This is a genomic window from Janthinobacterium sp. 75 (genome assembly GCF_004365495.1).
GTDB lineage: Bacteria > Pseudomonadota > Gammaproteobacteria > Burkholderiales > Burkholderiaceae_D > Janthinobacterium.
In genome coordinates, this window is record NZ_SORD01000001.1 from 3,682,875 (window position 1) to 3,697,585 (window position 14,711).

Here is a 14,711-nt window from a genome sequence, read left to right on the forward strand (position 1 = left end):
GTTATTCAAGATCCTCATCAGAAGGCGCTGGCTTTCAGGCTCACTTTAAAAGTGCGGCCATACTGTTCGTTCTGCACGTTGTATTGCTTCGTGCCCTGGTAGACGTAGTATTTCTCGTTGTTCAGGTTGGCCACCTCGAACATCAGCTGGAACTGCTTGCTGATCTGGTAAGACAGCGAGAAATCGAGCTGCTTCTGGCTGGCGACGATGTGGTCCTGGCTTTGGTCGAGGATGTCGCCGCCCATTTCCAGCAGGTAGGGCGACTTGTAGTTGAGGGCCAGGCGGGCGCTGATCGGACCGGTTTCATAGCCCAGCATTAAATTCATCACCTGGTTCGACTGGCCCGGCAGGCGGATGTCGCGGGTGAGCTGCTTGTTGCCGGCCTTGTCGAAACGGCCGATTTGCGCGCTCGAGGTGCTCAGGGTGCCATTCACGCCGACGAGAAACTTGTTGAACGGTGCCGGCAACATGCGCAGCGGCTGCATGTAGGCCAGTTCGATGCCTTTGACTTTGGCCGCGTCGCCATTCGCATACGAGGTGGCCGTCGTGTAGCTTGCCCATTGGCCCGTGCCGGCCAGATTCGTCGTGTACGTAAAATTCTTGATGTCCTTGTAGAAACCGTAGGCCGATATCACGCCGTCGTTGCCCAGCACGCGCTCGATGCCCAAATCCAGGTTGTTTGCCTTCAAGGGTTTCAAGTCCGGGTTGCCGATCACGGCTTCCGTGTTGCTGGCCAGGCTGATGCCGGGCGCCAGCTGGCTGAAGTTGGCGCGCACCACGGCTTGCGTCCAGGCGGCCCGCACGCTGGTTTTTTGATCCAGGTCATAACGGGCTTGCAGGTTTGGCAGCCAGTTGGTGTACGAACGTTCGCGCGTCAAGGGCGTGGCAAGCCCGGCGCTGTCCACTTGCGAACCGGCAGCTTCAAAGCTGGTGCGTTCAAGACGCACGCCGCCCAGGATGTGCCAGGCGTCGAAGTCATAGCTGTTCTGCACATACATGGCGTTGATGTCTTCATGCATGCGGTAATCGTTGATGATGGACTCGGTAGCCAGGCGCGCCTTGTCGCGGTCCAGGCCGGCCACGCGGGCGCGGATCAGGCCCGGGTCCAGCGCCACGCCGATGTTGCCCAGATCGTAGTCGAGATTGTGGCCCTGCACGAAATTGCTCATCGAGGTAGAACCGGCGCCCCAGAAATTGCCGCTCGACGCCTTGCTGCTGTTATATGTCCATTGATCCGTATCATTGGTTTTTTCGCGGCGGCTGACTTTGGCGCCGAATTTCAACGTGGCGATGTCGAACTTGCGTGCCAGGTCGATGCGCGCGTGGTGTTCATTGTCCTTCGAGTAGCGCTTTTGCAGGGTGATGGCGTTGAGCGCATAGCTGGCCGGGTCGTACAGCGAGGCGGGGCCGCTCAAGACGGGTTCCTGAGTGTCATTGAAACTGATGCCGGCGACATTGCTGGTGCTGCGGAAACGGCCATCGTTCAGCGACTCCGGCGTGTCTTCCGTCGCCCGGCTCATGCCGCCTTTCACGTCCAGGGTCCAGTCGCCCGATTTCTGCTGCGTGCCCAGCACGAGCGAGCGTACTTGCTGCGTGTATTTGCGCTGGCGGATGCGGCGCTCGGCGCGCGCGCTGGCCGATGCGCCTTCGGCAAGGCTGCCGCCCGCGATATTGCTGATGGTCAGGCGGTCGCGCACTTCATCGTCGGAAAATTCGCTGACGAACGAGCGCAAAAACCAGCTGTTGCCCGCTTCCGGACGGTAATCGAGGTTGACTGCCAGGGCGCCGCGCTTGCGCACGGGCAGGTAGTCGCGCAATTCCAGACCTGACAATTTGCCCTTGCTCCAGGCGCCGCCCGTTTCTACGTCGTCGGAGCCGAACGAGCGCTTTTCCGCGCTCAGGCCGGCGGCCACGCCAAGCTTGCCATCGAGGAAGCGCTGGGCCCACAGGGCGCCGCCGCTGGGGCTGGTCTTGCCCGTTTTTTCATCATGGCTGGCGGCCACGTTGGCCGACAGCAGCTTGCCCGGCAAGTCGAAGGCGGACAGCGATTTGACTTCGATGGTGGCGCCCAGCGAGTTGGCATCCATTTCCGGCAGCAAGGTCTTCGACACTTCCAGGGTGCGTATCAGGCCGGCAGGCAGGATGTCCAGCGCCACGGCGCGGCGGCCCGCTTCCGGCGACGGTACCAGCGCGCCATTGATGGTCACCGCATTCAGGTCCGGGCCCAGGCCGCGCACCGTGATGTAGCGGCCTTCACCCTGGTCGCGCTGCACGGACACGCCCGGCAAGCGGGCCAGCGCCTCGGCCGCGTTTTTATCGGGCAGGCCGCCGATGTCGTCGCTGCTGATGACGCTGATGATGTTGTCGGCTTTCTCTTGGGCGGCGATGGCGTTGCGCAGGCTGGCGCGCTGGCCGCTGACGACCACGGTGGCGCCCGCCTGGCCATCGTCCTGGGCTTGCGACTGCGCATGGCTTTGAGCGCTGAAGATGGCCATGATGCCGAGTGACAGGGCTGTCAGGCGCAGCGGGGAGGGAAACGAAGTGTGCATGGTTTTCATGAAGAGCTCGGTTAGGGAGGAAGGAACCGGGCGGATTCTAGGCAGCAAATATGACGGTTGCGTGACAGGCAAGGGCTTGCCACCTTGAAAACAACGGCAGGTGTACGCTTTCCGGCCATAAATGAACCGTGATGAGCTGAAATGACCTGCCAGCGCAGGGCGCATGGGCACTCGCTTGCCGGATTTGCATCAGCTGCGCTGCTAATGATGAGCCGTTTGCACCTGCCTCACGGGCGCGGGGCATGTCATCGTGCCGTCATGGGCGGGCGCTATCGTGGCGACAGCACCACTTTTAAAGGTTCCCCACATGCTGCCGTTGCACCGTAACAGTCTGATTGCCGCCGCGCTGGCATTGCCCCTGTTCTTTTTTCTGTACGCCACACTGGGCCACGTTAAACCGTTTGCCATCTGGAAGTGGATGGATATCGTCTGCGAAGGCGGCACGGCCGTCATGGCGGGCATCTGGTTCTTGTTTACCCTCAGCAGCCGTCCGCGGGGACGGGTGACGAGCCTGATCGCCGGCGGCCTGTGCGCCATCATGCTGGGGTCCTGGGCCGATTGCCTGGACGAATTCTTTGCCGTCGACAAGAGCGCCTTGTGGGATAACTGGCTGGAGGCCTTGATTCCGTTTGGCATGCTGGTGCTGACCATCGGCATGTATTACTGGCGCCAGGAACAGTTCCGCCTGAACGAGCACCTGCAAAAGCGCGAGCGCCTGTTCCGCGACCATCGCGCCTTCGACCGCATCACGCAACTGGCCGACGCCAGCTACCTGCGCACGCAGATGCGACTGGAACAGGAGCGCCGGCCCGGCCTCGATTGCGCGCTGGTCTTGCTCGATATCGACAGTTTTCACCTGATTAACCGCGAATATGGCCACCGCGAAGGCGACCGCGTGTTGCAAGCCGTGGGCCACATGCTGCTGTTGAACTTGCGCAATGACGATCTGCTGTGCCGCTATGCGGGCGACCGCTTCGCCGTGCTGATGCCGGGCGTGTCGCGTGAGGACGCGGCCGTGAAGGCGCGTCATCTGTGCGCCATGGTGGGGCAGATGCGCCACCACGCCAACGACAACCGCGAAATCCGCTTGAGCCTGCGGCATGCCTGCTCGCTCACCGATGGTGTGCCGGAGGTGGTGCTTGCCGAGCTGAGCCGGGCCGTGGAAACGCCGCGCTCCGGTGCCGGGATCAGTTCCGCCGCGCCTGCGTGATGCCACTGAACCAGCAGGGCGACGCCAGCATCGCGGCCCATCACCAGCCGGCGCTGGTGCTAGATTATGCGCGCAGCCGCGACCTGGACGCGGCATCGCTGCTCAAGGGCACCGGCCTCGATGGCGGCGCGCTGCCGTCCGCGGAAAGCCAGGTCAGCGCCGCGCAATACCTGCAATTGCTGGCCAACGTGGCGCGCGGCCTGGACAGTGCCGATACCAGCTTCATGCTGGGCCAGCAAATGCTGCCCGGCCATTACGGCGCCGCCAGCCATGCCTTGCTGCAGGCGCAGAATCTGCGCCAGGCCTTGACCATCCTGTGCGATTTTCATGCCTTGCTGTGTCCGTTGTTGCAGCCCCGTTTGCGCGAGGCGGGCGACATGCACGTGCTGTACTGGGTTGCTGCGTTTGGCGCGCCGAGCCAGCTGCCTTTTCTGGTGGAGATGCACATGACGGCACTGGCGGCCATGTGCCGCTGGCTGGCGGGAGTCTCCTTGCCGTGGCGCTTCTGCTTCAACCGCGCGCGGCCCCGGCACGTGGAACAGCATGAAGTGCACCTGGGCCAGTGCCTGCGTTTCGATTGCCAGGTCGACGCCATGCTGATCGATTCCAGCTGGCTCGACAAGCCTTGGCCGCGCGGCAATGCCACGGCCGCCGCGCTGGCCTTGCGCGCTGCGGCCGTGGCGCCCGTGCCGCCAGCGAGCCTGCTCGGTGCGCTGTACGATTACCTGCTGGCCAATATCCGCTGCGCGCCGACCCTGGAACGCACGGCGCAGGAGTTTGGCGTCAGTCCCGCCACCTTGAAACGCCACCTTGCGCGCCATGGCACGCATTTCCAGGCCGAGCTGGACCAGGTGCGCGCGCACAAGGCCATTTACCTGTTCCAGGCGCATGGCTACGACAACGATGCCGTGGCCGCCTACCTCGGCTTTCATGATGCCACCAACTTTCGTCGCTCGTTCAAGCGCTGGACGGGGCAAACGCCGCAGCTGTTGCGTCACGCCTTGGCCTTGTTTGTTGCTGGTTAAAGACGTTCTGCGCGCAGCGTTGTGCGCCGGCGCCACAGACAGTCGTTCCAGAGGGAACAATTGCCCGTTCTGCCACATCCATAGTACACTCGATCAGAGAGCGAACAGACGCGCTTCGAGGCGCTCCGGCACGGCGTCACGCGACGCCGCAACGCCGCCATTTCGATGGCGGGCCGGCGGCAGACGACCGGTGTGCCGTGCCTTAACCCAGCCTGGAAACTGGCGTCCCCAACGTGGTGCGCCGGAAACCGGGTAACTTGATAATGCTCAATCGTGTATTCACAATCGCAGATCGATCCAGTCGTCAGTTTTCGCAACACCCAGGGTGAGGCGGTGCGCGGCACGATTTTCAACTTGCAGCGCAATTCGCTGGTCATGGAAATCTACAATCCATACTCGATTGTGCAGGTCAGCGAGGTGCTCAATGACGTGACGGTGCGCATGGGGGCGAAGAACGCCTACGTCGGCAAGGCCGTCGTCATCAGCAGCGTCAATACGGGCCTGACCGCCATCGTTTCCGTGACCCTGATCGACGAGTGGCGCGAGCTCAGCGACGTGGTCGTAGTCAAGGGCGCCGTGGCGAAAGAGTCCAGCGCCTTTGTCGCCGGCTGGGGCGAGCGCTTCCGCATCCGCCGCGACTACCAGATCGTCGTCAATGAAATGCGCGCCTTTTTGTCGGAAGTGGCGCGCTGGGTCGAGCAGGTCGACTTGTCCGATTCGCTGCCCAAGGAAAACGGCCGCCTGCGCGCCGACATCTTCGATGAACTGGCCTTGCCGCTGATGGAGCAAACCCAGTTGTACTTGCGCCAGCTCGAGGTGGAAGCCTCGCTCGTCGAGGAAGAGCGGGCGCCGGCCCACCGCGCGTTCGCCCAGGCGGCGCTGCACCCGCTGATACTGCGCGCGCCCTTCGTCTTCCGCACGTTTACAAAACCGCTCGGCTATGCGGGCGATTACCAGATGGTCAACCAGTTGCTGGATGATCCGCGCCAGGGTCCCAGCACCTATTTTCAGATCGTCAACGCGGCCTTTTTGCAGGCGGCCGTCGCCACGGCGCACCGCAACCGCATCGATATACTGACGCAATTCCTGGCGCAGAAAGCGGCCGAGGCGCGTGTTGCCGGGTGCGTCTACAAAGTGCTCAACGTGGGCTGCGGCCCGGCCATCGAGGTGCAGCGTTTCCTGGAAACGTGCCCCGATGCGCAGTGGCTGGCCTTCGAGCTGGTCGACTTCAGCAGCGAGACGCTGGACTGGACGCGCGCGCGCCTGAGCACCATCATGCAGCGCACGGGACGTGTGGTGGAGATCGATTACGTGCATGATTCCGTGCACAACCTGCTCAAGCGCCGCCACGGCTCGGGCGCCACGGGCTCGCCCGGCAGCTTCGACGCCGTGTATTGCGCCGGCCTGTTCGATTACCTGTCCGACAAGGTGTGCGCGCGCCTGCTGCTGCACTTCGCCTCGCGCGTGGGGCCGGGCGGACGTTTGCTCGTCACCAATGTGCACGCTGACAATCCGGGCAAGTTCGGCATGGAGCATTTGCTGGAGTGGCATTTGATCTATCGCAATGAAGCGGGCTTGTCGGCCTTGCTACCCGAACACGCGACAGAACCGAAAATCTATGTCGACGCTACGGGCGTGAATGTGTTTGCAGAAGTGAGCATTCCTTGATGGATACTCCAGGCCTGCACGCCGGCTACGCGGCCGTTCTGCGCGACTTCCGGCTGGAATTCAGCCGCGGCGGAGCCTACACGGGCATCGTGCTGATCCTGCTGGGCGTGGGTCTCGATTTGGCCCTGTATCCCGACAAGCAGTCGGCCTTCACCAGTGCGCGCATCCTCGTGTCGGCGCTGATCTTTTGCGTCGTGCTGGCCATGCGCACGCGCTGGGCGCAGGACCGCATCCAGGGACTGACTTTTGTGTGGCTGATCCTGCCGCAAATCATGATCGCATGGATGATCGCCGTCACGGAAGGCGCCACCTCGATTTATTACGTGGGCATGACCCTGGCCATCTATTCGTCGGGCATCGTGCTGGCGTTCGGCTTGTGGCAAAACATGGTTTTCGGCGCTATCTCCTGTCTGCTGTACGTGGCTGCCTGCGCCTGGCATGCGGGCGGCTTCAACTTGCCGGACACCTTTGTCGTCAACTGCTTGTTTCTCATCATGTCGGCCAGCATCAGCGCCGTCTTCACCTATTTCAATGAGCGCGCCCGCTTCATGCTGTTCCAGCTGAAGGCGGAAGTGGCGCAAAAGAACACGCAGCTGGAAGAAACCAATAAAAGCCTGGCCGATATCAAGGGGCAGATGCTGCAGCAGGAGAAAATGGCCGCCATCGGCACCCTGGCCGCCGGCATGCTGCATGAAGTCAACAATCCCGTGAATTTCTGCATGATGGCCATCGAGGTGGCCATCGAAGATCCGGCCGCCCAGCAAAGCGCGCTGGTGAGCGAATGCCTGGCCGACGCCAAGCAGGGCATGCTGCGCGTGCAGCACATCGTGTCCGACTTGAAGACCTTTGCCTACCGCAAGAGCGGCAACCAGCTGGAAACGGGGCACTTCCAGTTTCGCAGTGCGCTCGACGCGGCCATCCGCCTGGTGGGGCATGAAACGAAGAATGTCAGCATCAGCCACGACTTGCCGGTCGACACCCTGGTGCGCGGCGACGAGGCGGCCATCGTGGGCGTGCTGATCAATTTGCTGGGCAACGCCGTGCTGTCCATGCGCAAGGGTAATGCACCGCCATTCGAGATCCGCATCACAGCCCGCTGGGATGACAAGCGTCTGCGCATCAGCGTGCGCGACAACGGCCCCGGCATCGCCCCGGAAAACCTGGCGCGCGTGTTCGAACCGTTCTTTACCACGCGCGAAGTGGGCCAGGGGCTGGGCTTGGGCCTGAGCATCAGCTATGGCGTGATCGAACGCCATGGTGGCACTCTGAGCGCCGAAAGCGAGCTGGGCAAATGGGCCAGCATGAATTTCGACTTGCAGCGCTCCGACTGGGAGGGCCGTTAACATGGATAACGATAGCCGCGCCAGCGTGTTGTACGTGGATGACGAAGCGCTCGCCTGCAAGTATTTCGAGCGCGCCGTCGGCCCGCGCTACCGCGTGCTGACGGCGCAGAGCGTCGATGCGGCGCTGGCCTTGCTGAAAGACCAGGCCGCCCGCATCGACGTGCTCGTTACCGATTACCGCATGCCGGACCGCCTGGGCAGCGAGTTGCTGCAGGAAGTGGCGCAACGCTATCCGCATATCGTCTGCATGCTGGTGACGGCCTACGCGGACAAGGAAGTGTTGCTGGAACTGATCAACGGCGGATCGCTGTTCCGTCTGCTGGAAAAGCCGCTCGACTTGCCCGCCATGCAAACGGCGCTGCAACTGGCCGTGCAGACGGGACGCGAGCGCGCGGCGCGCCGCCAGGGGCTGGTGGCGATGGAAGAATCGCTGGCCTTTCTCGCGCATGAATTGAACACGCCGCTGGCGGCCATCGCCAATTTTGGGCGCGGCATCGCGCGGCGAGCGCAGACGGACGCTGCACCGCAAGCGGAGATCGGCGAAGCGGCCACCTTGATGCACGACAATGCGCGTTATTGTCTGTCCGTGCTGGCCAGCTTCGTCGACACGGTGCGCCTGGCCAGCGCCGGGCCCGGCATGCAGGGTGGACGCAGCGCCGGCAGCGCGCGCCAGCTGCTGGCCGTCTTGCTTGAAAGCTATCCCTTGAGCCCGGCCCAGCGCGCCGCCATCACGGTCGAGCAGGGCGAGGATTTCGCCATTGCCGAGTCACCCAACTGCGTCGCGCTGATTTTATCGTCCGTGCTGGCGAACGCCTTGCGCTCGGCCGGTGAGCACGCCCATCCTGCGATCGGCATCTGCATCGATGCCGGCCGCATCACGGTGCGCGACAATGGCGCCGGTATTGCCCCCGAGATTGTTGCGCAGCTGTTGATCGACCCCGTCGGTGCCAGCGGCAATGAAGGCAAGGGCTGGGGCATGGTTTTTTGCCACCGCATGATGCAATCGTTCGGCGGCAACCTCGATATCGCCTCCGAGTTTGGCAGTGCCACCACGGTAACCCTGAATTTTCCAGTACATATAAGGAACGAGCATGATTGACGCCAATCTGCGTTTGCCGGCTCAGCGTGAGCCGACGCAAGGCTTGCCGACGATACTCTATGTCGATGACGAGGCCAACGCCCTCAAATACTTCCAGCGCGCCATCGCGCCGCTGGCCCACGTGCTGACGGCCACCTCGGTCGAGGAGGGCAAGCGCATTCTCGACGAGCAGGCCGACCGCATCGCCGTGCTGGTGTCGGATCAGCGCATGCCCGGCGCCTACGGCAACGAGCTGCTGTCGTACGCCTGGGACCGCCATCCGCATATCGTGCGCATTTTGACCACCGCGTATTCCGAGCTGGAGCACACGGTGGAAGCCGTCAACCAGGGCCAGATCCACCGCTACATCCAGAAGCCGTGGGATATCGCGGCGCTGCGCATGGAATTGAAGCAGGCGCTGGAGCTGGCGCGGCTGCGCAATGAACACGCGCAGTTGCTGCGCGAAAAGCTGATGGTGCGCCAGCGGCAAGCCGTGGCCAACCGCATCGGCACCCTGTACGCCTTGTGCGCCAGCCTGGCCGGTCCGGAACAGCAGCTGCCCGTGGAAGCGTATTTGTCGGCAGCCCTGACGGCCGGCGTTACGCCGCCCGAGCCGGACTGGCTGCTCATGGATTATGCCGACCTGGTCAGTTCGGAAGCCTTCCGCGGCACCGCCTTTGCCGCCGCCGTGCGCCAGCAGCTCGACGCGCTCGAGCGCGAGCATCCGGGGCGCGGCGTGGAGCAAGCGATCGACATGCTGTTGCCCGCGTTTGGTGCGGCGCTGCAAAACCAGGGCGGTACGGCGCTGTTCCTCGACGGACGTCTGCTGACGGAATTCCTGGAAACGCCCACCACCACGCCCGTCTCGTCCATCCACGCATTCTGGCTGGCCAGCTTGCTGTGGCTGGCGCGGCGCGGCTGGTCCCTGCAACTGAGCAAGACGGAACTGGGCTTGCAGGGCAAGGTGGTGCAGGCTGAACCGGCGCTCACGCCGGACCACCTGGCGGCCTGGATCGAGCAGTTCTGACGGGGCGCAAAAATAAAACAGGGCCATGCGGCCCTGTCGGCGGCGGTTAAGGGTTGAACTTATTGTTCCGCAGCCGCCTTCAGGTTGGTCAAACCTTTTTCAAAATCCTTGCCGATCATCTTGTCCATGCTGACGAAGACCGTCATGACCTTGCTGACGTAAGGGCTGGGGCCTGTCATGGTCCAGTTCACCTTGGTGCCGTCGCCCACAGGTGTCATGCTGAAGGTGGTGGTGTTATGGCTTTCGAACGGTTTCAGGAAGTCCAGCTTGATGACGGTGCGCTCGGGCTGGGCCGCTTCCGTGATTTCCATGCGGCCGGCACCCACCTTGTCGTTGCCTTGCCACGCATATTGCGCGCCCAGGCCATTGGCCGGGCCCGTAAAGGTACGGCGCATGGCGGGATCGAGCTTTTCCCACGGCGACCAGGCGGCCCAGTAATGGAAGTCTGTGATCAGGCCAGCGATTTTCTCGGGCGGGGCCTTGATGGTGATTTCGCGCTGGACACTAAAGGTATCGGGCTTGGTGGTGGCATAGCCGAGGATGGCGGCGACGACGACAACGATCAGCAGCAGGGTTTTTTTGATCATATGCTCTCCAAATATTGAATGGTCGATGCGAACAAATCAAGGCAATCTTAGCAGATATGAATGGCTGTGCGCAGCCTGTTGGCCTTTATTTGCGCCAGCTCTGCGCAGGGCCGCATGCACGCCCGCCTGCACCTGCGTTCGCCGCTGCCTGTACCCGCGCACGCCTGCCTTGTGCAGGTTTGTGGTGAGGACCGCCGTCCGCTAGAATGCTGGCCTGCAAAGATTTCAATTAGGGAAATATGATTCAACGATCGATCGCCAGGCTGACCCTGGCGTGTGGCTTGCTGGCTTCCGCCTTTGCCGCGAACCTGGCGCATGCCGATGCCTGTCCTGCCCATTATGTCGATGGCCGCAAGCCGGAAATTACCAACCCCAAGCTGGACGTGGCGACAAAGGAACTGTGCTACAACGTGTTTGGCGTGATGCATTCGGGGATTACGCGCACGCCCCTGTGGTCGGCTGAACACTTGACAGTGAATAACCTGGAAGCGGCACAGGACTTGTCGCGCGAAAATTCCTTCCATGCCGAACGCAAGCTGCCCGCCGCCCAGCGCGCCGAACTGGCCGATTATGCGCGCAGCGGCTTCGACCGCGGCCATATGGCACCGAACGGCGACATGCCGGACCGCCAAAGCCAGCGCGACAGCTTTACCCTGGCCAACATGGTGCCGCAGGACGCGCGCAACAACCGCTACGTGTGGGCCGGCATCGAAGGCGCCGTGCGCAAGATGGCGAAGAAGGAGGGCGATTTGTACGTCATCACGGGACCGGCCTTTATTGGCGGGAACTTGCGCAAGGTGGGAAGAGTCATCGTGCCCAGCCATCTGTACAAGGCCGTGTACAGTCCGCGCCAGCGCGCCGGCGCCGCCTACTTCATTGAAAACGTCGATACCAAGGCGTATGAGGTGCTGAGCATTGCGCAATTGGAAGACAGGATAGGCATCGATCTGCTACCGTCGCTGACGCGGCAGCAAAAGCTGCGCATGCTGAGTTTGCCCAAGATTAATAGCAAGTCCAAGAAATAATCCCCTTGAGAGGAAATCCCATGTGCGCAAAGAAATTCGTCCCGTATGCCAATGAAAGCGATGTGCTCGACATCGGCGGCCTGACCATCGAAAACCGTGTTGACCGCATCAGCATCAGCGGCGACATCGACCTGACCCTGGACAAGCCTGGCCTGGCCCTGGCCAGGCAGTTGCAAAAACTGCTGGGCGACGTGGTGGCGCAGCTGGAAAAGCAGGCGCTGCCTGACCAGCTGCCGCCGCCCGAGGTGACGTCGGTGGCCAATCCCTTCGAGTGACGTTGGGGCCGGCACCTATTTTTCCGGACTGGCGGCGCGATAGTAGCCCTTCCGGCTGATCTCTTCCGGGGCATTCGCGACCTCGTAGGCGGTCAGGGCAATGGCGATGGCGGAGTATTGCTGCGCCGAGCTGAAAGGCAGCACGCTCTCATAGGTGTCGAGCACCGTGTGATGCACGCGCGCATAGTCGAAATCGCCGAGCACGGTAAATTTCGGCGTCGGCACGCCATGCAGGCTGAAGACGGCGTCATCGCTGCCTGCCCGCGCGTTCATTGCCTTGCTGGCGTCGCGCGGCACGTCATTGACGCTCGTGGCGAAGCCGAACAGGGGATGGACGTCTTGCAGGGCCTGTTCGACCCGGCCAAACACGGGTTTCCAGGCCGAGGGAATCGCGATGCCGTCGATGGCGCCAGGCCGGCCATCGCGGTTGAGCATCATGACGATATTTTTCAATTCACTCGCATGCCGTTCGGCGAACGCGAACGAACCCTTGCGGCCGATTTCTTCCGCCCCAAAGGCCACGAGCATGATGGTGCGGCGCGGCCTGGCATTGGACTTGGCCAGCAGGCGCATCGCTTCCAGCATGGTGGCCACGCCGCCGCCATTGTCGGCCGCGCCCGTGCCGCCATCATAGCTGTCGAGGTGGGCGCCGATCAGCACGATTTCCTCGGGTTTTTCCGTGCCCGGAATGTGGGCGACCACATTGTGATACGTCACCGGCCCCGGATAGAACCAGTTGCGGATATCAAACTCCAGGGTGACCGCCATACCGCGCGCCAGGCGCTGGCGGATGTCTGCGTATTGTGGCGCGGCCAGCTTGATGTCGGGCAGGGTGGGCAGGGTCGCCCAGGTGGCGGGCGCCGCGCTGGCGGCATACAGTGGTTCTTCGCCAGCCTGGATGGTACCGAGGGCGCCCGCCTCCATCAACACCCGGGTGATGGCCCTGGGTTTGTGGATCGTCTTGCCGTCGCGCCCGCCACCGCCGCTTTCGCCGCCAATCAGTACCCATTTCCCCTTGAATTGCGCGGCGCGCTCCTGCGCCTCTTCCAGGGTGGCCGGTCCCAGAGTGGCCAGGCCCTGCTGCACGCCACGCGTGCCGGCCGAGTAGGCGGGCGTCGCCATGCGCAAGGGCTGTTCCTGGGGCGCCAGCATCTTGCCCGTCCAGGGGCCGCGGTTGAAGCCGACGGGCATGTCGCCGGCTTCTTCCAATTCGGCCTGCACGCCCCATTGCCGCAGTTGCATGTGTGCCCATTGCGCCGCATGCGTGTAGGCATCGCTGCCAGCCATGCGGCCGCCGAAGCGGTTGCTCAGGATGTCGAGCCAGTCCATGGCGCGCGGATCGCTGGTGCCCAGCGCCACAATCCGGCGCGCCGTGGCGTCGCCAGAGGGTGATGGCGTGGCCTTGATGCTGGCATTCCTGCCGGACAGCGTAGCCAGGAAGGCGGGCAGCCTGCCTTGCTGACGCGCCGCCAGCGCCGCGTCCAGCTTTGCGGAACGGTAGCGGCTATCCTGGCGCTGCAGTGTGTCGTAGGCGCGCAGCACGCCCCGCATGCCCGCCAGGTCGCATTCCCCTTTCTGCCGGGCCTGTTCCGGGTGTTCGATCTGGAAGGCCATCACGCTGGCCAGGTACTGGAAGCGCAGCGCCTCGCGCGTGGCCGGCGTGGGGGCGGTGCTGAGCCAGTCATCGGGCATGCTGGCGCCAAACGTGAGGTCGGGAATGGCATCGATCCATGCGCTGAGCCAGGCGCCATCGCGCTGCTGCAGCGCCTGCGGATCGTCCTGCGCCGCTTTCGCCATCTCCACCACGCGCGCGCGTTCGGCCGGCGTGGAAGGGCCGCGCGCGGTGGCGCTTGCCGCAGTTCCCGGCAGTGTGGCCGGCAGCGCCGGCGGCACATAGCTCTCCGTGAGCCGCGTTCCCGTCACAGGCTTGGGTTCGTTCTCATCGGTTTCGACCAGGCGTTCGCCGCTCAGCACCATGCCTTTGGCCTGCAAGGTCCAGCGGATCGTCACCTCGGTGCTCACCTCCTTGCCGTCTCTCCCCGTGCTGATCCGCTTGCCACCATGCCTGAAGACGGTGCCGGCGGGGCCGGGCGTGCCATTGACCGTGCGCGGCGAGGTAAGCTGGCCCCGCTCGTCGAGCCAGGATATCGTCGCGCGCAAGCTACCCTGGTCTTCGGTGATGTCGAGTATGCCCGTGTCGATCAGGTCGACTTCGCCGCCATTCGTCGTTGTCGTGCCCGTCGCCGTCCGGAATTGCCAATGCCCCGCAAGGGCCGGGGTTTGGGCGTACAGGGCACCAGGCAGCGCGGCAACGGCGAGGATGCAACTGGCGTAAAGCTGGGGATGGAGCAGATGCATGGATATCCTTGTCAAGGTTTTTACTCGGGAAGAATCGAAAAACATTATGGGGATAAGCAGATTGCCAAGATGACACTTTGCGACCAAGGCCAGGATTTGCCGCTTGAAGGCGCGTTTGGCCGTGCTGAATACCAGACCGACCTTACCTGGCAACGGCCTGCGCCGCTGGCGTGACGAAGACGTTTTTCATCAGCTACCGCCACTGGCGCGGCAGAAAAAGCAGCACATGCCGAGTTTGCCCAAGATTCATGGCAAGCCCACGAAATAATCCCCTTGAGAGGAAATCCCATTGAGCAAAGAAATTCGTCCTGTATGCCCATGCTGCGATGTGCGCGACATCGGCGGCCTGAGCATCGAAAACCGTGTCGACGGCATCAGCGGCGACATCGACCAGACCCTGGACAAACCGGGTCTTGCCACGGTCAGGCAGCTGTAAAAAACTGCTGGGCGACGTGCTGGCGCAGCTGGAAAAGCAGGTGCTGACCGACCAGCTGCCGCCGCCCGAGGTGACGACGGTGGCCAATCCATTCGAGTAGTGGCAAAAAAAACGCCTCCCG

Annotated in this window: 14 protein-coding genes; 11 read left to right on the forward strand and 3 right to left on the reverse strand. The window is 63.0% G+C overall.

Features of this window, described 5'->3' with window-relative positions; genetic code table 11:
* Positions 1–17 precede the first annotated feature (17 nt).
* Positions 18–2,558 carry a TonB-dependent receptor gene (locus tag C8C89_RS16800; protein ID WP_133991200.1) on the reverse strand — a complete coding sequence of 847 codons (2,541 nt, stop codon included), beginning with the start codon at positions 2,556–2,558 and terminating at the stop codon, positions 18–20.
* A 307-nt stretch (positions 2,559–2,865) separates the two neighbouring features.
* Here C8C89_RS16800 and C8C89_RS16805 point away from each other — a divergent pair, with 307 nt between their 5' ends.
* The 6 genes from C8C89_RS16805 to C8C89_RS16830 all read left to right on the forward strand — a co-directional run bounded on the left by C8C89_RS16805 (position 2,866) and on the right by C8C89_RS16830 (position 9,909).
* Positions 2,866–3,768, forward strand: a complete 903-nt coding sequence (locus tag C8C89_RS16805; RefSeq protein ID WP_101481458.1) for a GGDEF domain-containing protein — start codon at positions 2,866–2,868, stop codon at positions 3,766–3,768.
* The gene (locus tag C8C89_RS16810) at positions 3,768–4,793 is read left to right on the forward strand and encodes an AraC family transcriptional regulator (protein WP_101481457.1); all 1,026 of its coding nucleotides are present in this window, start codon (positions 3,768–3,770) and stop codon (positions 4,791–4,793) included. Before C8C89_RS16805 ends, C8C89_RS16810 begins: the two co-directional genes overlap by 1 nt.
* Before the next feature lie 273 nt (positions 4,794–5,066).
* Positions 5,067–6,461, forward strand: coding sequence for a class I SAM-dependent methyltransferase (locus C8C89_RS16815; RefSeq protein WP_133991202.1), 1,395 nt, complete (start codon positions 5,067–5,069; stop codon positions 6,459–6,461).
* Positions 6,461–7,804, forward strand: a complete 1,344-nt coding sequence (locus C8C89_RS16820) for a HAMP domain-containing sensor histidine kinase (RefSeq protein WP_133991204.1) — start codon at positions 6,461–6,463, stop codon at positions 7,802–7,804. The genes C8C89_RS16815 and C8C89_RS16820 overlap by 1 nt, the downstream gene beginning before the upstream one ends.
* A gap of 1 nt (position 7,805) precedes the next feature.
* Positions 7,806–8,903 (forward strand): hybrid sensor histidine kinase/response regulator, encoded by a 1,098-nt coding sequence (locus C8C89_RS16825; protein ID WP_133991206.1) that lies wholly within the window; start codon positions 7,806–7,808, stop codon positions 8,901–8,903.
* The gene (locus tag C8C89_RS16830) at positions 8,896–9,909 is read left to right on the forward strand and encodes a response regulator (RefSeq protein ID WP_101481453.1); all 1,014 of its coding nucleotides are present in this window, start codon (positions 8,896–8,898) and stop codon (positions 9,907–9,909) included. Before C8C89_RS16825 ends, C8C89_RS16830 begins: the two co-directional genes overlap by 8 nt.
* A 59-nt stretch (positions 9,910–9,968) precedes the next feature.
* On the opposite strand, the gene C8C89_RS16835 is transcribed toward C8C89_RS16830, so the two are convergent.
* Positions 9,969–10,496 (reverse strand): SRPBCC family protein, encoded by a 528-nt coding sequence (locus C8C89_RS16835; RefSeq protein ID WP_133991208.1) that lies wholly within the window; start codon positions 10,494–10,496, stop codon positions 9,969–9,971.
* Positions 10,497–10,735: 239 nt separating this feature from the next.
* Between C8C89_RS16835 and C8C89_RS16840 the strand changes: the two genes are divergently transcribed.
* Positions 10,736–11,521: a DNA/RNA non-specific endonuclease gene (locus C8C89_RS16840; RefSeq protein ID WP_133991210.1), complete on the forward strand. Its 786-nt coding sequence runs from the start codon at positions 10,736–10,738 to the stop codon at positions 11,519–11,521.
* Between the two features lie 20 nt (positions 11,522–11,541).
* Positions 11,542–11,796 carry a hypothetical protein gene (locus tag C8C89_RS16845; RefSeq protein ID WP_101481450.1) on the forward strand — a complete coding sequence of 85 codons (255 nt, stop codon included), beginning with the start codon at positions 11,542–11,544 and terminating at the stop codon, positions 11,794–11,796.
* A 15-nt stretch (positions 11,797–11,811) separates the two neighbouring features.
* Here the strand turns inward: C8C89_RS16845 and C8C89_RS16850 are convergent, their stop codons facing one another.
* A complete protein-coding gene (locus C8C89_RS16850) occupies positions 11,812–14,154 on the reverse strand; it encodes a M20/M25/M40 family metallo-hydrolase (protein ID WP_133991212.1) in 2,343 nt (780 codons plus the stop codon).
* 103 nt (positions 14,155–14,257) lie between these two features.
* Between C8C89_RS16850 and C8C89_RS27030 the strand changes: the two genes are divergently transcribed.
* From C8C89_RS27030 to C8C89_RS27535, 3 genes are read left to right on the forward strand one after another with little or no spacing between them, the layout of a single operon-like run.
* Positions 14,258–14,422 (forward strand): hypothetical protein, encoded by a 165-nt coding sequence (locus C8C89_RS27030; protein WP_166674773.1) that lies wholly within the window; start codon positions 14,258–14,260, stop codon positions 14,420–14,422.
* Between the two features lie 21 nt (positions 14,423–14,443).
* Complete coding sequence (locus tag C8C89_RS27385) at positions 14,444–14,590, forward strand: hypothetical protein (RefSeq protein WP_243858049.1); 147 nt, start codon at positions 14,444–14,446, stop codon at positions 14,588–14,590.
* Positions 14,568–14,690 (forward strand): hypothetical protein, encoded by a 123-nt coding sequence (locus C8C89_RS27535; RefSeq protein ID WP_279587395.1) that lies wholly within the window; start codon positions 14,568–14,570, stop codon positions 14,688–14,690. The genes C8C89_RS27385 and C8C89_RS27535 overlap by 23 nt, the downstream gene beginning before the upstream one ends.
* The last annotated feature ends 21 nt before the right edge of the window (positions 14,691–14,711 follow it).